This is a genomic window from Desulfobulbaceae bacterium (assembly GCA_015231515.1).
Taxonomy (GTDB): domain Bacteria; phylum Desulfobacterota; class Desulfobulbia; order Desulfobulbales; family VMSU01; genus JADGBM01.
Genome location: JADGBM010000028.1, coordinates 12,969 through 32,704, shown reverse-complemented (window position 1 = coordinate 32,704; position 19,736 = coordinate 12,969). Strand labels below are relative to the sequence as shown.

14 protein-coding genes are annotated in these 19,736 nt (G+C 43.6%); 2 read left to right on the top strand and 12 right to left on the bottom strand.

The window, feature by feature from the left end:
* Positions 1-127 precede the first annotated feature (127 nt).
* Both HQK80_06655 and ccsB read right to left on the bottom strand, forming a co-directional pair.
* Entirely contained in the window at positions 128-331 is a 204-nt protein-coding gene (locus HQK80_06655) for a hypothetical protein (protein ID MBF0221894.1), read from the bottom strand.
* A gap of 266 nt (positions 332-597) precedes the next feature.
* Positions 598-1,431 (bottom strand): c-type cytochrome biogenesis protein CcsB, encoded by an 834-nt coding sequence (gene ccsB / locus HQK80_06650; protein ID MBF0221893.1) that lies wholly within the window; start codon positions 1,429-1,431, stop codon positions 598-600.
* Positions 1,432-1,539: 108 nt separating this feature from the next.
* Here ccsB and nhaR point away from each other — a divergent pair, with 108 nt between their 5' ends.
* Positions 1,540-2,457, top strand: coding sequence for a transcriptional activator NhaR (gene nhaR / locus HQK80_06645; protein ID MBF0221892.1), 918 nt, complete (start codon positions 1,540-1,542; stop codon positions 2,455-2,457).
* A gap of 712 nt (positions 2,458-3,169) precedes the next feature.
* On the opposite strand, the gene HQK80_06640 is transcribed toward nhaR, so the two are convergent.
* From HQK80_06640 to HQK80_06595, 10 genes are all read right to left on the bottom strand, one after another.
* Entirely contained in the window at positions 3,170-5,209 is a 2,040-nt protein-coding gene (locus HQK80_06640) for a response regulator (GenBank protein ID MBF0221891.1), read from the bottom strand.
* Positions 5,206-5,580, bottom strand: a complete 375-nt coding sequence (locus HQK80_06635) for a response regulator (protein ID MBF0221890.1) — start codon at positions 5,578-5,580, stop codon at positions 5,206-5,208. Before HQK80_06635 ends, HQK80_06640 begins: the two co-directional genes overlap by 4 nt.
* Positions 5,558-8,164 (bottom strand): transporter substrate-binding domain-containing protein, encoded by a 2,607-nt coding sequence (locus HQK80_06630; GenBank protein MBF0221889.1) that lies wholly within the window; start codon positions 8,162-8,164, stop codon positions 5,558-5,560. Before HQK80_06630 ends, HQK80_06635 begins: the two co-directional genes overlap by 23 nt.
* A 65-nt stretch (positions 8,165-8,229) precedes the next feature.
* Positions 8,230-9,783, bottom strand: coding sequence for a DUF3365 domain-containing protein (locus HQK80_06625; GenBank protein MBF0221888.1), 1,554 nt, complete (start codon positions 9,781-9,783; stop codon positions 8,230-8,232).
* A 156-nt stretch (positions 9,784-9,939) separates the two neighbouring features.
* Positions 9,940-11,835, bottom strand: a complete 1,896-nt coding sequence (locus tag HQK80_06620; GenBank protein ID MBF0221887.1) for a response regulator — start codon at positions 11,833-11,835, stop codon at positions 9,940-9,942.
* 133 nt (positions 11,836-11,968) lie between these two features.
* A complete protein-coding gene (locus tag HQK80_06615) occupies positions 11,969-14,437 on the bottom strand; it encodes a response regulator (GenBank protein MBF0221886.1) in 2,469 nt (822 codons plus the stop codon).
* A 19-nt stretch (positions 14,438-14,456) separates the two neighbouring features.
* Complete coding sequence (locus HQK80_06610; GenBank protein MBF0221885.1) at positions 14,457-15,395, bottom strand: substrate-binding domain-containing protein; 939 nt, start codon at positions 15,393-15,395, stop codon at positions 14,457-14,459.
* Between the two features lie 300 nt (positions 15,396-15,695).
* On the bottom strand, positions 15,696-16,490 hold the full coding sequence (larE, locus tag HQK80_06605) for an ATP-dependent sacrificial sulfur transferase LarE (protein ID MBF0221884.1): 795 nt from the start codon (positions 16,488-16,490) through the stop codon (positions 15,696-15,698).
* Between the two features lie 5 nt (positions 16,491-16,495).
* Positions 16,496-17,665: a homocysteine biosynthesis protein gene (locus HQK80_06600; protein MBF0221883.1), complete on the bottom strand. Its 1,170-nt coding sequence runs from the start codon at positions 17,663-17,665 to the stop codon at positions 16,496-16,498.
* 70 nt (positions 17,666-17,735) lie between these two features.
* A complete protein-coding gene (locus tag HQK80_06595; GenBank protein MBF0221882.1) occupies positions 17,736-18,335 on the bottom strand; it encodes a CBS domain-containing protein in 600 nt (199 codons plus the stop codon).
* Positions 18,336-18,641: 306 nt separating this feature from the next.
* On the opposite strand from HQK80_06595, the gene pheA reads away from it, so the two are divergent.
* Positions 18,642-19,736, top strand: a complete 1,095-nt coding sequence (gene pheA / locus HQK80_06590; GenBank protein MBF0221881.1) for a prephenate dehydratase — start codon at positions 18,642-18,644, stop codon at positions 19,734-19,736.

Genomic DNA, 19,736 nt, shown 5'->3' with positions numbered 1-19,736 from the left:
GCTTAAAACCGGCAGGGTCAGCTTAGATGTCACGCCCTTTCAGGGCTATCTGTACTATTCCAGTCCCCAGGGCGTTGCCCTGGGCTGGTATGTTCTGGCCCTTTCAGGGCAAACCGAATATTTACCTTCAACCTCGCACTCTTTTTACAGTGCCGTTACTGATCATTTGCTGAAAGTGAGAAAGCAGTGCTTTTTCTTCTTTGTCGATAACACCGTCAGCATGCGCCAGGTTCATGATTTCCTGGTATTCGGTGTTTGTTATTTCCAGATCGGAAATTGCGTGATTAATAAGGTGTTTAAGGTCTGTTGCTGATAAACTTGGTTTCTTCATTTGTTATCCTTTCAATTCACTAAAATTAGGTTATGAAAAGTCGATTAATAGTCCAGGAGTTCACCTGGGAGACTTTTTCGTTTCTTGCCCTTTTTATAAGAGGCATGCGATCCATTTCTCCTTGTGATTTATCACCGTCATCAGGGGCGCCGTACCATCATTAACGGCTACCGCTATCATCACTGTCATCGTTTCCAGAACTGTTTTTCTCACTTGACCCATCGTTAAAAAGTTTTGTGTTTGGCCCACCTCACTAATATTTTTCTCTACCCGTAACTATGTAGTCCGGAAAGGACATAATTAACCCCATAGTAAGTGAACATAACTGAAGCGAAGCCAATGATGGAAAACCATGCAACTCTTTGGCCTGTCCATCCTTTTGTGAAACGGAAGTGTATGGCTGCAGCATAAATAAACCAGGTTATTAGCGACCAGGTTTCTTTAGGATCCCAACTCCAATAGGTTCCCCATGAAGAATTAGCCCAAATAGCACCAGTTATTATTCCCGCCGATAGCCAAAGAAATCCAAAAACAAGAGTCTTGTTCAGAATGTCATCAAGGGCTTTTAAAGGAGGCAATTGTGACAGAAATTTCCCAGTCGTATTATTTGTCGTTTCTCTATTTTTTATCAGATATATGGCGCCAAAGCCGCTGGCCACTGCAAAGGCAGCGTAACCGATGAAGCAAGTTACAACATGAGCGATAAGCCAGTTGCTTTGTAAGGCAGGTACAAGAGGCGTAATTGCAGGGTTTTTCATTTCAGCCAGTATCATTGCCAGCGCCGCAAATGGCATGGCAAAAGCGCCAAGAAAGCGATTTTTGTATTTATATTCGACCCATAGATAAAAGATAGCAATCGACCAGGAGAAAAAGACCAGCGATTCATACATGTTTGACAATGGGGCATAACCAATCCCCATCTGGTGAGACTCAACCCACCGGAGTCCTATTCCGGTTGTGTTGATTATAAAAGCCAGGGCTGTTACCACAGTTGCCGCAATTCCAAGATTTCGGGCTCGAAAAACAAAAATCCCTACATAGGCAACTGCTGATAGTAAATAGGCAAATGTTGTGATACCGAGAAATTGTGAACTATCCATAATTACACCTTAATGTTTTATTTCGTTAAAACTAAGATAAGACAAGAACACAGTTGCAACAAATAGAAAATTTAGCTATTATCGTTCGTAAATAGCGAAAGGAGAATTATGGAGTGGCTTAATTATCACCATTTATACTATTTCTGGTCAGTAGCGAGGGAGGAAAGCATAAGCCGAGCTAGTGAACGGCTGCACCTGGCACCTTCCACTATTAGTGCCCAAGTTAGTAAACTTGAAGAGACGCTGGGCGGCAAACTCTTCCACCGAGTTGGTCGCAACCTAGAGCTGACCGAGATGGGGCGAGTTGCCTTGCGATACGCAGATGAGATTTTCGCCCTTGGCCGAGAAATGATGGACACGGTTAAGGGGAGACCAATGTTTGGCCCATTGCGCTTAATTGTTGGTGTCGTAGATGCTTTGCCCAAATTGGTAGTCCGTAAACTTTTAGAACCAGCCTTGCATCTTCCTGAGCAGGTACGCCTTGTGTGCCATGAAGGGAAGGCGGATCAGCTTCTGGCGGAACTCTCCGTTCATAGTCTTGATATTGTGCTAACTGATACACCAGTGAAACCTGGCCTAAGCGTTAAAGCTTACAGCCATTTACTTGGCGAATGCGGAGTGAGTTTTTTTGGAAGTGATCATCTTGTCGCTGGATTAGAGGGAGAGTTCCCCCAATCATTAGATCGCATGCCGATGTTACTTCCCAGTCCTATGTCTGCCTTGCGAGGTTCCCTTGATCAATGGTTTGATTCTATAGATATTCGACCAAATATATCAGGCGAATTTGATGACCCGGCATTGCTAAAGGTTTTCGGTCAGGCTGGTGACGGTTTTTTTGCAGCTCCCTCAATAATTGAAAAAGAAGTTCAACTGCAACACAATGTAAAAATTGTTGGAAGGGCAGATGCTGTTAAAGAACAATTTTATGCGATATCTATTGAGCGAATAATAAAGCACCCAGCTGTCGTTGCAATACAGAATGCTGCTTGTCGCTTTATCTTTGGAACGTCACAAGAAGAAGTGTAGAGAAAAAAAATGTCTAAATTGACAACAACTGGCGCGATCGGGTAAAGGTTAAAATAACAAGGCCAATTAACGCGGACGGCTATGGCCGCCGGTTATTGGCAGCGTTCTGCAGTAACAATTTCTCTGACAGTCCACCGCAACGTAGCTTAAAAAGAGGTTCACCATGGAAACATGCTATGAGTACTTAGGATGCAAAAACCAAGACTGCCCAATGTTTCAGCGAAAAGATAATAAGCATTGTTGGGAAGTTGAAAGAACATTATGCAACCATGATGGCATTCTACTTATGAAGGAAAAACTCGGCAGAGATAAACCAGCCGCATGTATCAATTCAGGTTGTATCTATTACCAAGCAGCAAAGGATAGGGGCCTTGTATAAGGAAATTTGGCACCCATTTATCTTGTATTTCGCTTGTTACTCAACTTTCCGGGGTGGCATAACCCGTTGTTGTTTCGTGATTATTGTCGCGTAGGTTGGGTTGATTTTATTTCATACTGCCAAGTTTGTTGGGTTTGAGGTGCTGGGAAATCAGTAAATAGTCTGTATTTCCTCAAACCCAACAATTCCGGTGGCCATTGAAATGTAACCCAACCTACGAAAAATACCATTAAGTGCATACAATACATTAACCCGGAAAGTTGAGCTTGTTAGTTTCAGCCGTGGAATTCCGTCTTAATATCTCAAAAAGCAAAAGTTTTTTTGTTGGACAACTCAACCATTTTTCTCATCCAATACCCGGCGAACTGTCTCTGCCAAATCTCTTTTTGAGACAGGTTTTTTGAGGTATGCCTTGATTCCAAGAGCTTCAGCTTTTCCTGCATCGATCAACTCACTGAACCCGGAACAAATAATCACAGGAATATCAGGCCGCACCGCCATGAGTTTTTGGCTAAGTTTCGCACCGGTCATCTCGGGCATGGTCATATCCGTAACCACCAGATCAACTTCACCAGGCAGACTTTTAAAGGCCTGTAAAAGTTCATTGCTATCTGTGAAAGAACGCACATGATACCCGAGGTTTTCAAGCATCAACTGCTGCAAGTTCACAATACTATCATCGTCATCCACAATAAGAATATTTTCTGTTCCATATGGGTATCCTTTTTGCTCAGTTTTTGTGACATCTCCTACGGCATGAATACTCGGGATATACACCTCAAATTTTGAACCTATCCCTAACGCACTTGACACTGAGACATATCCGCCATAGTTCTTTACAATACCGTTAACTACAGACAGGCCAAGTCCGGTACCGTCACCCTTCTTTTTAGTTGTGAAGTACGGATCAAATATTTTTCCCAATGTATTTTTGTCTATACCACAACCGGTATCGCTCACCTCAAGTTTCACGTAGATACCGGGAGATAAAATCTTAGTTTGAGCAAGTAATTCTTCTTTCCCAATCTGGCAAGCAGACAGATTAATCGTCATGGTTCCGCCAGTTATCCGCATTGCATGATACGCATTAGTGCACAAATTCATTACTACCTGATGAATCTGCGTTGGATCCACCAGCACCATACCCGCTTTTGTATCGATGTTTGTGATTATCTCTATTGTAGTTGGAATTGAGGATCGCAATAAGCTCAGTGCCTCTCTGACGATCATATGGATTTGCATTGGTATCCTTTCCTGATTGTCTTGTCTGCTGAAAGCTAAAATCTGCCGAACAAGCTCTTTTGCCCGATCTCCAGCTTTAATGACTTGTTCTTGTTGCATCCGAAGCATGCTCCCATCCGGCAATTGTTCAAGAACCATTTCCGAATACCCGAGAATAGCAGTTAAAATGTTATTAAAATCGTGCGCAATTCCTCCAGCGAGAGTACCAATTGCTTCCATCTTCTGAGCTTGTTGTAACTGCCTCTTCAGTTCGTCCTGTTCTGTCACATCGATACAATATTCAATCACCCGCTCGACTGTACCGTCGGACGCGAAAATCGGATACCCATGCACTTCAACAGTTCTCGCCTCGCCCTCAGCGTTTAAATGAGTGTGTTTCAGTACAACCGGACCCAGGTTCTTCTTTATTTCAATGATGGTGCATGGGTGATCTTGTCCCGTACAAGGTTTACTCTGATTGTGGGTAAGCTGGTAGCAAGTGATCCCGGCCTTATATCTTGACAAATGAGAAGCCTTATTTGCCAGAACAATTGTATAGTCGCTGGCATTGATGATGTAAAATGGATGGGTCAGGGCATCCAGGACATTTTGCAGGCATTCATGTTGTTCTTGTATCTCTCGTTCAGACTCCACGCAAAGGCATAGGGCATTTTCCAGTTCAGCAACTTTTTCTTCGAGTTTAGTTGCAACAATTTCGCTGTACTGCTCAAGACATTCAACTTCGTCTTCCTTGAGTAATTTGGACGAAACTGCGGTCTCTTGCTGGCAACTAAAAAGTGTTTGCTCAACTTCAGCCCACAACTCAATGGGATCTTTGGGTTTAAAAATATAAGCGCGAGCGCCTAGCCTTTTAGCAAGTGCCACGTCCTTATCTTCTTGATAGGTGGCAGAGTAAAAGATAAAAGGGATGGTTCGCAGGACTTCATCCTCTTTTATTTTTTTGAGAAAGACAAATCCATCCATAACAGGCATCAGGGCATCTGAGATAATCAGGTCAGGATGGTGGTGTACGGCAATTTCAAGGCCTTCCTTTCCATCTTTGGCCTCGATAGGCTCATGTCCATTTCTTTCAACAATGTGCCGCAACAGGACTCGGTCATCAATGTTATCGTCAACAATTAGGATCTTCATTTGCCAAGTTCCTCCAGTATCTTATTGATATCATCAACGATGGTCAGGGGGTTGATCGGTTTCTCAAAATATCCGTTGCAACCGATCCCAATAATCTTATCTTTATCCCCAGACATGGCAAAAGAGGTGATGGCTATGATAGGTATATCGCAATTGGCTTCGGACGCTCTCAGTCTTCGTGTAGCTTCAAAGCCGTCTATGCCGGGCAGGTCAATATCCATGACAATAAAATATGGTCTTTCCTGAACAGCAATTTCAACACCCATTTCCCCGGTTTCAGCAGATATGACCTTGTAGCCGCTTCTTTTCAGAGCTATGCTGATTAGTTCAAGATTATCTTGGTTGTCTTCAACCACCAGAACTGTTTTCATCGTTTTCCTCCCCTGTTTGTGCAACAAGTGGAATTTTCATAAAAAATGAACTCCCTTTGCCGTAAATGCTTTCCATGCCGACTTCGCCCTGGAGGATCTCCTCTGTTATCTTTTTGACCAGATAGAGGCCAAGACCGGCCCCTTTTTCTCGCACTCGTAAGGGTGTATCAAGACGGTAAAATGGAGTAAACAACCTGGGCAGATCTTTCTCTGCTATCCCGATACCGGTGTCACTGACGGTAATTTGCAGACAATCCTTGCCATTAAAGGTAGAGCTTCCTTTAAGCAGGGAGGTTTTCATGGTAATAGTCCCTTGCTCGGTAAACTTGACGGCATTTGAAAACAGATTCAACAAACATTGAAAAAGTCGACGCCGATCAACATGAAGTTTTTTAGGCTTCACCTCAATCTGTAGGGAAAGGCCCTTGTCATCAATGTCTTTTTTAACCAGTTCAAGGGCCTCGTTGGCAAGATCACGAATATCAAACTCTTCGATCGTGGAATCCATTTTTCCCGCCTCGATCTTAGAGACATCGATAACATCATTGATTAAGGTCAGCAGGTGTTTGCCGGTCCTGAGAACAATGGCCAACTTTGTCTTCTGTTCTTCATTCAAGGGTCCGAACCATTCGTCAAGAACTATGGTTGAAAATCCAATAATGGAGTTCAACGGGGTCCGTAATTCATGGCTCATGGAGGCAATAAACAAGGATTTCAGTCTATCGAGTCCCTGAAGTTTGGCATTAGAAATTTCAAGCTCCCTACTTTTTTCATTGAGATCTTCCACAATGTTCATTAGGGAACGCTGGGTGTCCTGTAGATCGTTGCTTGTTATCTGGAGTTGCCTTGTACGTTCTGTGACTCGCTTTTCGAGTTCCTCGTTGAGTTTTTCAAGCTCAAGTTCGGCCGTTCTGCGCTTTGTAATATCCTGAACTGTCCCAACAGAGCTTGTTGGATCTCCGTTATTATCATAGTAAGACTCACATTGTTCAATGACATATTTGATTCTGCCGTCCTTCATGAGCAGACGGTGCTCTACCGAAAAAGGTATTTTCGAGGTGAGAGATCCGCTATATGCCTTATTCACCATCTCACGATCATCTGGGTGAATGGCATCGAGGAATGCCTCGTATGATGCTGCAAATTTCTTCTTCTCTATCTCAAAGATCCGATATATCTCATCGCTCCACTCCAGGTAATTGGTTTGCAGATTGAGTGACCAATTGCCAACATGAGCTAAACGCTGAGCATTCTTGAGCTGGGCTTCGCTTACGGCAAGTTTCTCTTGGGCTTTCTTCTTGTCAGAGATATCACGGATTGCTGAAACACTTGCTAAACGCCCTTGGTAAGTGAACATCTTGGCTCGAACCTCTATGGGGAAGGTGGTTCCGTCTTTTTTTAAACCTTCTGTCTCATAAGGAAGTTCGTAGTCTGAAAGTATTTTATTTTTAACATTTTCTCTTTCTTCAAAAGTTACACAGTCGCTGGCATCCATGCTAAGAAGTTCAGACGATTGATAACCAAACATTGAGCAAAAAGTTTCATTGGTTTCAAGAATTCTTCCCTTTTCAGTAAAAACAATTCCCTCAAAAGCGGCATCAGAAAGATTGTGGAAACGCTCTTCACTTTCGGTTAACTCGCTGGTTCGTGCAGACACCAATTCCTCAAGACGGTCTCGATGAGTCCGGAGCTCTCCCTCTACCTCTTTCCGAATACTAGCTTCTTTATTTAACAGGATATTCAAATGGGCTAAACTTTTGTAGCGCCAGACAAACATACAAAACAACAGAAGAGATAAGATAGCTCCCATTGTCAAGGCAACTGTAGTCGTTGTCCAAAAAGGTTGCGGTTTCCCATACCATTTCATATAAATGTTCTGGTAGTCTTTGGTCCGGAGGAATTGTTTCAAAGCCGGATTAAGCTGGTCCAACAGCGGATCACCTTTGCGCAACCTGATTGCCCTCTTGATCTCAGCAAGCGGTGGCCCGACAATTGTAAAATGATCATCGATTCTCGCTTGTCTTGCCAGTTTCAGGACCGCCGGTTTTGGATAAATGAATCCATCCACATGTCCGGCCAGCAGATCAAAAAGAGCAGTCGATATTTCAGAGTAGACCACACCTGTGATATTTCCCCGTTCACGGACAATTTGTTCACCAACATTGGTAGGGAGTACGGCAACTTTCCGACCTTCCAGATCATCTAAACCCTTAATGTCATGGGATGTCTTCCGAATAAAAAGTACAACATTAAGGGTCTCCACAGGAATGGTAAAATCATATTCAAGTGCTCGTTCAGCTGTGACCCCTGAGTTAGGGATGAGGTCTGCTGTTCCGTCATTTAATGAGTTGACCGCCTCAACAAAGCTATGTTCCGGTTTATACCTAACCGTTACGTTTATCATACTTGCGACACGATTCAGGACATCAATGGCAAACCCGGCCGGCTCCCCTTTTTCGTCCAGAAAGCAGTGGGGAGGAAAATTTTTGGGAAAGGCCGCGACTACTTCTCTGGCTCCTACCTTGCCGTTATCCTGCGCTTGGGCATGGACTCCTAGCGAGAGAAAAATGACCAGTGCTGTCATCAATACCATCCAGTCACACCGAATGTAGAAAGTGCGATTGGCTCTAATATGAGGTGACAGGTTTTTCACACTACATCACTCCCTTCCATGATTTTCATCTCCAAATCGCTGATTCTCTTCTTCAGTTCAACCATGCGTAGTTCCCGGCCTACAAAAATTTTATTTACTTTAGCCAGTTCAACGTTTTTCGATTCCAGTTCTTTGGTTCGTTCACAAACCCGCTGTTCCAACTCTTCGTTTAGTATACGAAGCTCTTCTTCATTTTCCCGCAATGATGTCTCGATCTTTTTTTGCTCCGAGAGGTCCATAAAGGTTACAATAATAAGCTTGAGGGCAGTCGAGTCATCAAACACCGGATCGGCATGAACTAAGAGCCAGGAAAGCCCATTTATTTCGGGCCTGAATATTTTAACGAGGTAATCTCGTAATGGCTGACGGCTGGATAACACCAGGTTGACCGGGTACTCATCTACAGGCATTTTCGTGCCGTTCTCCCGGAGAAGATGCCAGTCTAGATCAGTTGCCTCTTTACCTAACATCTGATCTTCTGTAAGCCCGAGCAGCTGCTGTGCCATAGAGTTAGAACTCAGGATACGGGTATCCTTGTCATGGACTAGCACTGCTGCACGGATATTGGCAATGAGTGTCCTGTACTTTTCCTCGCTCTCCTGCAATTCACTGTTCTTGGCAAGGAGTTCAGATGACTTAGATTGCAGCACCTCGATAATTTGCTTTAAACTGAGTGACATGGCGTTGAAGGTCGATGCCAATTCGTGCAATTCTCGTCCGCCGGAGATTTGAATCTTTTGGCCAAGCTTGTCAGGGTCGTCGGCAATTTGTTGGGCCTTTTCACTTATATACCTCATTGGCCAGAAGAGTAGCCGTTTTTGCAGCCAAAGTTGTACAGCGTATAGGGCGGTCAAGATCAGAACTAAAAAAATGGAATGATTTCGAGAGATAGTATTTGCATGAGCAAATGGTATTTCGAGCGGCACACGGATTGAGATAGCGGAGACAACTTCGTTTTCATGCCGTCCAAAACTCCTGTTCTCACTGTAATACTTTAATAAACCGACAGGAGCCGCGTCTTCAGTGCTATGACAGCGAAGACAAGAGCTCAGCATAGTTTCCCCGCGCCGGAGAACGACAAAATAAGGATGTCCGTCAACGGTGCGAACAGAAGTGTTCTCTATCAAGTCAGGGTCGATATTGAGTTTTTCGATAAACTCCCGCTCGTAAGCATCGGCTTCGTTTTCTGAACTGCGGGCATTTATTGCACATTCCTTATAGTAATAGTTGTTGCCGCTGAAAATATCAGAGTACTTATTAATCTCGCCAATGGCAAAGGTGGAGGACATCCATGACGGCTCAAAGTAGCCATTTTTAATTTCTGCATCAAGGAGCTTAAGAAGCGGTGGTTTCAGTCGTTTACTGAAATAGGTGTGCACAGCCAGGTTCTGGTCGATAATGATCCGGGCCTGAGTTCTCGCTTCATCAAGAGCATCTTTTTTCATCCAGTAATTAAGGCTGAAAATCATAGCGATGGACGAAAAGGCAAAAATAATCCCGACAATTGCAGCAATTCTGTTGCTGACACTCCACTCGTTTTTTTTGATCATATTCGTTTAGTTTTGCATGTTTGAACCACAACCTTCCGGAAAATTGCCTCATTGTCGGCGTCAGGGTAAAGTTCGAAGTAGTTCTTGCCGTTGAAATCCTCCGGTCGTTTGTTATCCGCTTCGGGATTCATACTGTTTTCAGAACCAGGGCCACAACTACGATTGGCTCTGTTTCTGCTGGTCCGGGGGAGTTGTTACTTTTGCCAAGGCACGATAGATTTCCTCTTCCTCAAAAGGTTTGGCGACGTAATCATCCATTCCCGCGTCGAGACATTTTTTTCGGTCTTCACTCATAGCATAGGCAGTCATTGCCACAATAGGAATATGACCGGCACAAATTTTTCTTGACAATTTTTGGAGCAATTCCTGCTGCTCTCCGGCTATGGGATTTTTTGTGGTCTCACAACGACGGATAAGTCTGGTAGTGGTTAAACCATCCATTATCGGCATTTGAACATCCATCAGAATAACATCGAAATCAGCATCAATAAGGAATCCTAAAGCTTCCCTTCCATTTTGGGCAACTTCTACGTGATGACCTTGTTTTTCAAGAATAATCTTTGCCAGGTCCTGGTTAAACGGGTTGTCTTCAGCCAAGAGGATTTTCAGCGGGGGGCCGGCCCATGTCAAAAAAGTTTTATCCTGTTCGCGAACTTCAGATGCTGGGGAAACCTGGGATTTTTTGAAGGAGGCGGTAAAGGAAAAAGTACTTCCTTTACCTATTTTACTTTCAACCCGCATTTCACCACCCATAAGTTTAATTATTTGTTCGCTAATGGAGAGTCCTAGTCCTGTACCGCCATGAGTTCTGGTCATGCTGCTGTTGGCATGTGAAAAATTATCAAAAATCAGTTTCTGGGCATGTTGAGGAATACCAATCCCTGAATCAACAATTCGAATTTTTATGAACACCTCACTTTCATTTTGGGAAATCATTTCACAGGAAATAATTATATGACCACTTTCAGTGAATTTGATTGCATTGCTAAGAAGATTTATAAGAACCTGCCGTAACCTCAGTTCATCACCAACGAGAGAGGTATGCACCTTACCAGAGAGTTCAAGACGTAAATCCAAGCCTTTTTCCCTAGCTGTTCCAATGAAAATATCAATAATTGAATCAAGAACGCGGGACAAATCAAAGATTTTATTCTCTAACTCCATCAGGCCAGCCTCGACCTTGTCGGAATCAAGAATATCATTAAACAGGTAGAGTAATGACTTAGCAGCATCCTGGACGGTGATTAAATAATGACGTTGTTTATCGGTAAGATCTGTATCAAGCGCTAGACGATTCAAACCGATTATTGCGTTCATGGGGGTGCGAATCTCATGGCTCATGTTGGCCAAAAAATCACTCTTTGCCTTATTGGCCTTCTCCGCTGCCTCTTTTGCCTTACACAGTTCTATTTCTTTTTGTTTACGATCCGTGAGGTCACGTTCTATTGAGATAAGGCGAGGTGGACCTTCGTCTGTTTCCATAAGTCTGGTAGAGACTTCAACAGGGAAGATTGTTCCATCCTTTTTTTGGTGTGCGGTCTCGAATATAATGGTTTCACCGGACATCACCCTGTCCAGGCGGACTCGCATCTGTTCCTTGTTCAGCCCTTTATCAATGTCCTTAATGGGAGTGCCCAATAATTCTTCACGGCGGTATCCGTGCATATCACAAGCAGCCTGGTTTGCATCAACAATGACGGGACCTTCTTCTTCTGAAAGCTCTAATACAACGATATAGTCACCCGCCTGCTCAAAAAGAGTCCTATATTCCTGTTCGCTCTTCCGTGAAAATTTAGTTTGCTGGTCTAATGCCCCAATGGCCGTATTTTTCTCCTTTTCTGTTTTACCAAGCCAATAGGTAGGGAAAATTAACGCTATACAACAAAAAATGGTAACAATAACAACATGCTCCCAGCGTTCTCTGTTAGATACCTCAGCACCTGTATTCAATAAAGAGAGTGATTCGAGTGGCTCAATGACAAACTCCCAATAAAAAGAGAGGACAAAGGCACTGGTTACTGTCAGGAGAAAATATATATATTGTTTTTTCATATATTCACATATTCAATAATGCCAGGCCACCGACAAAAGTCAAAAAAATGTCGCTTATTCTACCCGGTGAGTGGCTAGCCCTTCCGGGGCGGGGTTCGCACCCGCTAAAATATGCGACCTTGCCTGGCCGCACTTATCGCATACACTCCAACTCTTCATGTAAAAACTGTAGCTGCTGAGTTAAACCTTGCAGAGATTCCTCTCCTTTTCTTGTTTGGAAATTTTCTATACGTTCAGCAAGGTTAGCAAGAGCATCAAGCCCCATATTACGAAGGGAGCCTTTCATGGTGTGGGCGGATCGTTTAAGTGATTCAAAATCCTCGTTTTTCAAAGCATTTTCAGCCTGCGACAAATATTCGAGAAGCGATTGTATGCCCGCGTTTATAAGTGTGTTAACCTTTTCGGGCGATATTTTATAGGTCGACATTAAATGGGCTCTAATGTTTTCAACCTTTTCAACGGGGCCCGGTTTATTCACGATGTTTCCTTCTTTAATTTCTCCATCTACAGAGGCATCATTCACTTCTTGAGTAATGACCTTTCCTCCTGTAACTTGAGCGATGGTTCGGAAAACCTCCAGGGGGGCGAACGGTTTCGTAATATAACCGTCCATGCCAGACTCAATGCATATCCTGCGGTCATCGGCCATGGCACGAGCTGTCATGGCGATAATCGGAATCGTTTTCCCCTTCAGGTTATTCTGGACTTGAATAAGAAGCTCCCGGTAGTCTTCTGACACAACAGGCGCTGGCCTCTCGCATGCCCTGATCAGCTTGGTGGCACTGATGCCATCCAACTCAGGCATTTGAACATCCATAAGGATGACATCATACGTGCTGGATGACAGCATTTTAAGGGCCTCCAGGCCATTCTCCGCCAGAGCGACAGTGTGGTTATGCCTTTCCAAAATGGCCTGCGCCAAATCACGATTAAACTGGTTATCTTCGACCAGCAGGATGTGCATATGAGGCAGCACAATTTTTATTGATAATGCTTCATCTTTTTTCTGAATAAGATCGGCGTCACCCTGGAGAAATCGCGCTGTGAAATAAAAAGCGGCTCCTCTGCCCGGCTCACTTTCAACCCAGATATCACCTCCAAAAAGCTTGGTGAGCTTTTGACAGATGGCCAACCCAAGACCTGTGCCGCCGAACTTTCGGGTTATGCTGTTGTCTGCCTGGCTGAACTGGGTGAAAATATCAGGCAGTGCCTCTGCGGATATGCCGATGCCCGTATCCTGCACAGAGAATTGCAGTATAATGCCTTCATCCTTTGCGCCGTCAGAGGCACTTTGCACATGAATGCTGATCTCTCCGGTTTCGGTAAATTTGAGTGCATTGCCAACTAAATTGAGCAATATTTGCCGCAACCTGTATTCATCGCCCAGCAACTGCGTGTTTATGCCTGGCGGAAAATGATATCGCAAATCCAGCCCTTTTTCCCTGGCTTTCATGTCAAAGGTTTTCACCACCGATTGAAGCAGGTTTTCTAATTCAAAATGAACCTCATCGAGTTCCATTTGATTCGCTTCAATTTTCGAAAAATCCAGAATCTCGTTAATGATGCTCAGTAATAACTCTGCTGATTGAAAGGCTGTTTCCAGGTACCGTCGCTGTTCTGGATTTCTCGATGACTCAAGGGCCAGCCTGATCATCCCTAAAACCGCATTCATTGGCGTCCTTATTTCATGGCTCATATTGGCTAGAAACATGCTCTTTGCCTCGCTTGCCGCCTCGGCCTTCTTCTTTGCTTCGGTAAGTTCTCTCTCTGCATGCATTCTCTCTGCTATTTCCAACTGCATATTATCGTTCATGCATATGAGTTCGGTCGTTCGGTCTTCGACACGCAGTTCAAGCTCTTCCTCGTTGCGTTTCAAATCCTGCTGATATTTCTTGACCGCATGAATCATTTTCTGGAGTGACATGCATAGATTTCTGACTTCGACGGCGCCGTGAGCAACAAACTCTCCCGAAGGAATCCCGTTTTTATCTGTTCTGCTCAGGCTAATGATAATCTCTGAAATGGGCTTCAAGACAAAATATTGGATGGCGAAAAAGAGCAATACGATGAGCAGCGTTGATAAAATCACCATATTGAGCAGACTCTCTCTGATGATTCTGACAAGTTCCGGTTTGATGATTTCGTCTGAGCAGCAGATGGTGATTTCTCCGAGCGGTTTCCCGGAAGCAGAGGTCAGAGGTGAAGTTACAGAGAGAAAACATGACTCCAAAAGAGCAGTTAAAGTTTGATTTTCCGGATCATAATCAATAACACTGCCGTCCTCATTTCTGATTTTGCCGGTTAAATATGCTTCCTGCCCAAGAATCATGCCCATATGGAAATCGCGAACGATAATGGCTAAGAACTCTTCATGAGCCATCTCGCTCAACACAAGTTTTTCATATTCATTGATGGAATAGGATTCAACAAGATTTTGAACGTTATTGGTTAAGGTCTCCAGTGATAAATCTGCATGGAATTTCATATGCTCGACAATCTTGCCTTTTTGCAAGTGATAAAAAACAAACGAATCCAACACCAGAACTGATATCACGGTAATGACGACGATGAAGCCGAGTATCCGGCAAAGTGAATAGTTCATCTGCTCACCCTGTAAAAGGTTAATGGCCTTCGAGACCGAACACTTTCTTCCGAATCATTGGCAGTTGCTCGGCAATATTTTTCGCTGAGATGACGAGAACCGGGAGCTGTTGAGTTTTCGTAACAGGTCGGCCTTTGAGATGATTATCCATTGCGTCAAAGGCCTTTTCTCCTATCAAAAACGGCTGCTGCATGCCTGCCCCCACCAGGATCCCTTCAGGGATCAACTCGATAAACTCCGGTTCCGCATCAAAGGTAACGAGAAGTATTTCGTTTTTTTTGCCAGCGGCATGGATGGCGTCCAAAGCTCCCTGATATCGGTTTGATCCCTGGAGCCAGATCGCTCGCAGATCGGGGTTTGTTTCAATCATATCGGCGGTGAAATTATAGGTCTCCTGATGCGAAAACGTTTCCTGCTGCTTGATTTTCATGTCTTGAATACCCTCTTCATTCATCGCTTTGATAAATCCTGCTGTGCGTTGCTTGCCATTCTCACGCCTTTGTGGAATGGCAATAATGCCTACCTGACCATTTTGCCAACCATGAATTTTTAGCTCCCTTGCAAGCAATTTGCCTAATTGATAAGCTCCATCTCGGTTATCGGAAGTGATATAGGATACGTATTCGCCTTCTTCTGTGCCAATATCAGCAATCACTACAGGGATATCAGCATTCCGGGCGAGTTTGAGTAACGTAACGCAGGCCGAAGAATTGGTAGGAGACACAATAATGCCGGCGACACCATCTCTTATTGCCTTGACTAAATTCTGCAATTCAGCCTTTGCACTGTTTTCTGCGCTATAAACCTTCGCCTCATAACCGAGATCTTCTGCTCTCGATCTGATGCCGCGCCAAATGATGTCCCAGAACGGAATGTTCTGGTCAGAAACAATATAGGCTATTTGGGGTTTAGAAATTTTTTCGCCATTGCTCGTTTCAATAAAGAACAATAGCATCATGAAAATTAAAGAAAAACAACCTATGATTTTTTTAGAAAATCGCGACCTTCTTTTATCTTTTTTCAAACGAAAAAATTCTTGATCTGGAAACATTAAAACCACCAATGCACACAAATTGATATCACGCCAATGATTGTCAAACTGGCGCATTTATCTCCGACCGCGTCGGAGATAATGGACTACAGGAAATATAATTCGGCCTGAAAATTCAAAAGTATCATTTTGGTTGAATGTGTTTTGCACCACAGTATGTGTCAAATGGTATCACATTTCACCGATAAATTTCAAAATATTTCTGGATTACATTCTCTCCTTGAGATCAAGAGATATTTTATCGATACCAAGTGAACTCATCAACGATACGAAAGCATCATTATGCCCTTGAGTTATAAATAAGTAAACATCACCTCTTGCCAACTCCAAGGTGCACGATAATCCGTCAAGCCGAACTCGACAGCCACCAAAACCTTTGCCTGACAAATGCTGCTCAGCCCTCTCTATTATATTCAGGTGCTGTAAGGTAATAGATTGCCCTGAGGCAATTCGAGTAGCAAGACAGGAGGCAGAATGTTTATCCCAAGAGGAAAGTCCCAAATATCTACTTAGTATACGGATATCTTTCTTGGTTAATTTTGCTTCAACCAATGGAGTTTTAACCCCCAATTCCTGAACAGCCTTGGCGCCGGGACGAAACTGCTTAAGATCATCAAGATTTGTACCATCGGCAAGGTTGTGGATTCCAAGCTGATTGGCCTCTCTTAAAATTTCGGAAAAAATCTTCTTTTTGCAAAAATAACAGCGGTCTTTTGGATTAGCAACGAATTCAGGAAAAGAGAGAAGGTCAAATTGGAGAACTACGAGGGGAGCAGCAATCTCGTGGGCCGAAGCAAAAGCTGAATTTTTCTCAGCTGCTGACTGTACTATTGAATCGGCAAAATAGGCGGTTACATCATCACCCACCTGGTCATAGGCAACTTTTAAAAGGAGTGAGCTATCAACACCACCTGAAAAAGCCACTGCAACTTTTTCGTAACCAGCGATGATAGTTCTCAGCTGATCTAATTTATACGCAAGATCTTCCGGCAGACTGGTCAAACTTTCTACTTGTCTGGAATTGTATTCACGGGTTGTTGAACTAAAAACTCACCATCAAGGATCCATTGCTTTAAGGTCTCAGCTATCTCCCGGGCACGAACAACACTGGACAGCGGGGCTGTAACCACGCTCTGACCGTTAACCTCAATTGTGCCGCTTTTCAGCTCTGCATAACTGACTTCGCCATAATTTCGTGTAACACGATTGGCATAATCAAAGCCATAGTCAACAACTTGAGTAAACAACTCTTTATCTGAAACACCCGTATAAGCCGCCATTTGCTCATTAAGAATCGGTATGGGAATGCCAAGCCCGACAGCCATCGAGCTGCCATAGCCCTGCATACTGATACCTTTAAGCCACTTTGATGACATCTGTTTAAGGTCGCCCTGCACCATAAGTGTACCAGCAGGACGACGAGGCACCCCATTTTCAGATCTCAGCGCCGCCGGATTATGCTGAGTGCCGTGCCAGGTTACATAGCCAACGCCACCACCAAGAAATATTCTGGTGCCAAGCCCGATAGAATGATAATAGGGGTCGTTAAGCAAAGGGCTTAACTCTCCTGCACTACAGTACGTCGCACTTCTGCCGTTTGATTTTAAGGTTCCCATATAGGTGTATATGGTCTTGTCGGAAAGGTTCACGGCACAATTGTAATTTTGGTAGGCGTTTCTAGGATTACAGAGCAAGGCGTATGGAATCTCATCAAGAGTCACCTCTTTCTCCCAGGTCTTATTGGGATAACAATCGGTCCCATAACCTGAAGATTTCAAGAAAATTTTCTTACCCGCAACCAGATCTTCGATGACATGGCCTCCGCCGTACAGGAACTCTCCAGGAAACACCTTATTTAATGGATCTTCACGACATGGTTCAGTAGCACCAATATAGACATCAACAGCGGCTAACCCGGCATAGGCGGGAACATTATTTAAGGTAACCTCTGCCATTTTTATGGTTGGCGTAGTTTGACCAAAATTCAAGAAGGCCCCTGATGAACACATAGGAGAAAAGGTTCCGGTTGTCACAACATCAACTCGCGCAGCCGCCTTAACCTTGCCTTCCTTACGTACAATATCAACCATCTCTTCTGCTGTAACAACAACAGCCTTACCAGCCTTTATTTTGGCATTTATATCATCGTATGATTTGACAACTTTAAACTTACTCATTTGACTCTCAAAATAGTTCGTAGTTAGTGTACTGACGGCTTAAGCACAAGGGGAAAGCCAGACAGAATCGTTATTCCATAACAGACAAAACCTCGTGACCAGCCTTCTTAAGTGAGTTGACTACCAGTTCAGAATCACAATTTTCAAGCCTGAAATAGTATATTTTCTTCTTGGACTGACTATCCATTGCCACATTAATAATATCACTACCACAATCGTTGATAATCTTGGTTACCATATCAATGCTGCCTTTATCTTCATTCACAATAACATCAATACGCGTCGTTGCTTTTAACAATCCCATGACTTCAATGAAAGCAGACAACAGATCCGAGGCAGTAATCACCCCCACAAGTTTTCCGGCTGACATGACAGGAAGCCCGCCAATTTTATTATCGTGGATAATCTTCGCTGCAGTTTCAATGCTTTCATTGGCATCAATTTTCATCGGGTTGGTCAACATAACCTGGTGAACTGGTATCTCTTCAACCATAGATGGAAAGGAAAATTGTCTCAAGTCACTCTCGGTAATAAAACCAACAAGCTCCCCGTCTTCAACTACTGGAAGATGACGGATATTGTGCTTTTTCATAAGTTGATTTGCTTCATGCAAAAGAGTACTACGCGTTACTGTAATGGGGTTCTTACAAATCCAGTTTTTTACTTTCATGTTTCACTCACTTTTGACTCTAAGTCGCTTTAAAGACTGAGTATTTTTACCTACAACCAATACCCAATGATAGTCACTGTTAATTAGAATACTTTCTTAAATAATGCAACAAAGAAGGACTACCTTCGGGAAATTAGCCCATGAAAATAAATTAATAGCGAATTTAACTTTGAAAGTTAGTTAATATGCTTTAGAGTCGTGAGCTTTGCCAGTTTAAATCTCCAGGCATAGTATGGACACTTAACAGAGCAACTCATGTTGCTGTAAAACACAGCATTTCCAAGTATATGACCCCAGTGACAACCGATGACAAAACAAGATTCTACCAAAGACAGCCTCTTAAAAGTACGTGACAAAATCGATGCAATTGACGACCAGTTTTTACAACTACTGAAAGATCGCCTCAATTGCGCTAAAGAGATCGGCCATCTTAAAAACAAGGAAAATCGTGCAAAATGGGACCCACTCAGAGAACGACAAATCTTTGAACGCCTCAAAGCTATCAACAATGGCGAGTTTCCTGAGTCCCCCATGATCAGCATTTTTCGTGAGATTATAACAACCTGCAGGTTATCCCAAAAGGCTGTTGAGGTGGGTTATCTTGGCCCTGCTGCCACTTTTTCGCATCTTGCTGGAGTCAAGTACTTCGGTCACTCAGCCAAATTCAAGCCTCTCCAGACCATTGACGATATCTTCCATGATGTTGAACATGGCAGAATAGGCTATGGAATTGTGCCGGTCGAAAACTCTATTGAAGGGTCTGTCACCTCAACGCTTGATTCATTTATTAAATATCGAGTGAAAATCAGTGGCGAAGTTAATCTGGGCATAAAACATAACCTGGTTAATCATTCCGGTTCCATTGAGGACATTAAACTTGTAGTTTCTCACTCGCAACCACTTGCCCAATGCCGTGGCTGGCTAAAGGAAAATTTAGTAGATGTGCCCACCCAAACGGTATTCAGTACCGGTGTTGCAGCTCAAATGGCCAGTAAGGATCACGATTTAGCTGCAGTTGCAAGTGACCTTGCTATTAAAACATACGACCTGCAGGTTGTTGCACGAGGCATTGAAGATTATCGCGGCAACACAACCCGTTTTCTGGTTATTGGCCCACACTCTCCTGCACGTAGCGGTAAAGACAAGACATCGCTACTATTGAGCTTACTTGATCGCCCAGGAGCCTTGCACAGCATTTTGAGCATTCTGGCCGATCATAATATTAATCTCAGCAAAATCGAATCAAGACCAGTCAAGGGCGAAGCTGGAAAGTATATCTTTTTCATTGATGTCCTCGGTCATGTTGACGACCCTGTTATAAAAAAAGCTAACGATCAGCTGCGAGAGTCGTGTGCCAGTTTTGAATGCCTTGGTTCCTACCCTCAGACTGAAGACGAATAG

Coding starts and splice junctions, on each gene's coding strand:
- HQK80_06655 (MBF0221894.1), bottom strand. CDS start 331: ATGAAGAAACCAAGTTTATCAGCAACAGACCTTAAACACCTTATTAAT.
- ccsB (MBF0221893.1), bottom strand. CDS start 1,431: ATGGATAGTTCACAATTTCTCGGTATCACAACATTTGCCTATTTACTA.
- nhaR (MBF0221892.1), top strand. CDS start 1,540: ATGGAGTGGCTTAATTATCACCATTTATACTATTTCTGGTCAGTAGCG.
- HQK80_06640 (MBF0221891.1), bottom strand. CDS start 5,209: ATGAAGATCCTAATTGTTGACGATAACATTGATGACCGAGTCCTGTTG.
- HQK80_06635 (MBF0221890.1), bottom strand. CDS start 5,580: ATGAAAACAGTTCTGGTGGTTGAAGACAACCAAGATAATCTTGAACTA.
- HQK80_06630 (MBF0221889.1), bottom strand. CDS start 8,164: ATGACAGCACTGGTCATTTTTCTCTCGCTAGGAGTCCATGCCCAAGCG.
- HQK80_06625 (MBF0221888.1), bottom strand. CDS start 9,783: ATGATCAAAAAAAACGAGTGGAGTGTCAGCAACAGAATTGCTGCAATT.
- HQK80_06620 (MBF0221887.1), bottom strand. CDS start 11,835: ATGAAAAAACAATATATATATTTTCTCCTGACAGTAACCAGTGCCTTT.
- HQK80_06615 (MBF0221886.1), bottom strand. CDS start 14,437: ATGAACTATTCACTTTGCCGGATACTCGGCTTCATCGTCGTCATTACC.
- HQK80_06610 (MBF0221885.1), bottom strand. CDS start 15,395: ATGATGCTATTGTTCTTTATTGAAACGAGCAATGGCGAAAAAATTTCT.
- HQK80_06600 (MBF0221883.1), bottom strand. CDS start 17,665: ATGAGTAAGTTTAAAGTTGTCAAATCATACGATGATATAAATGCCAAA.
- HQK80_06595 (MBF0221882.1), bottom strand. CDS start 18,335: ATGAAAGTAAAAAACTGGATTTGTAAGAACCCCATTACAGTAACGCGT.
- pheA (MBF0221881.1), top strand. CDS start 18,642: ATGACAAAACAAGATTCTACCAAAGACAGCCTCTTAAAAGTACGTGAC.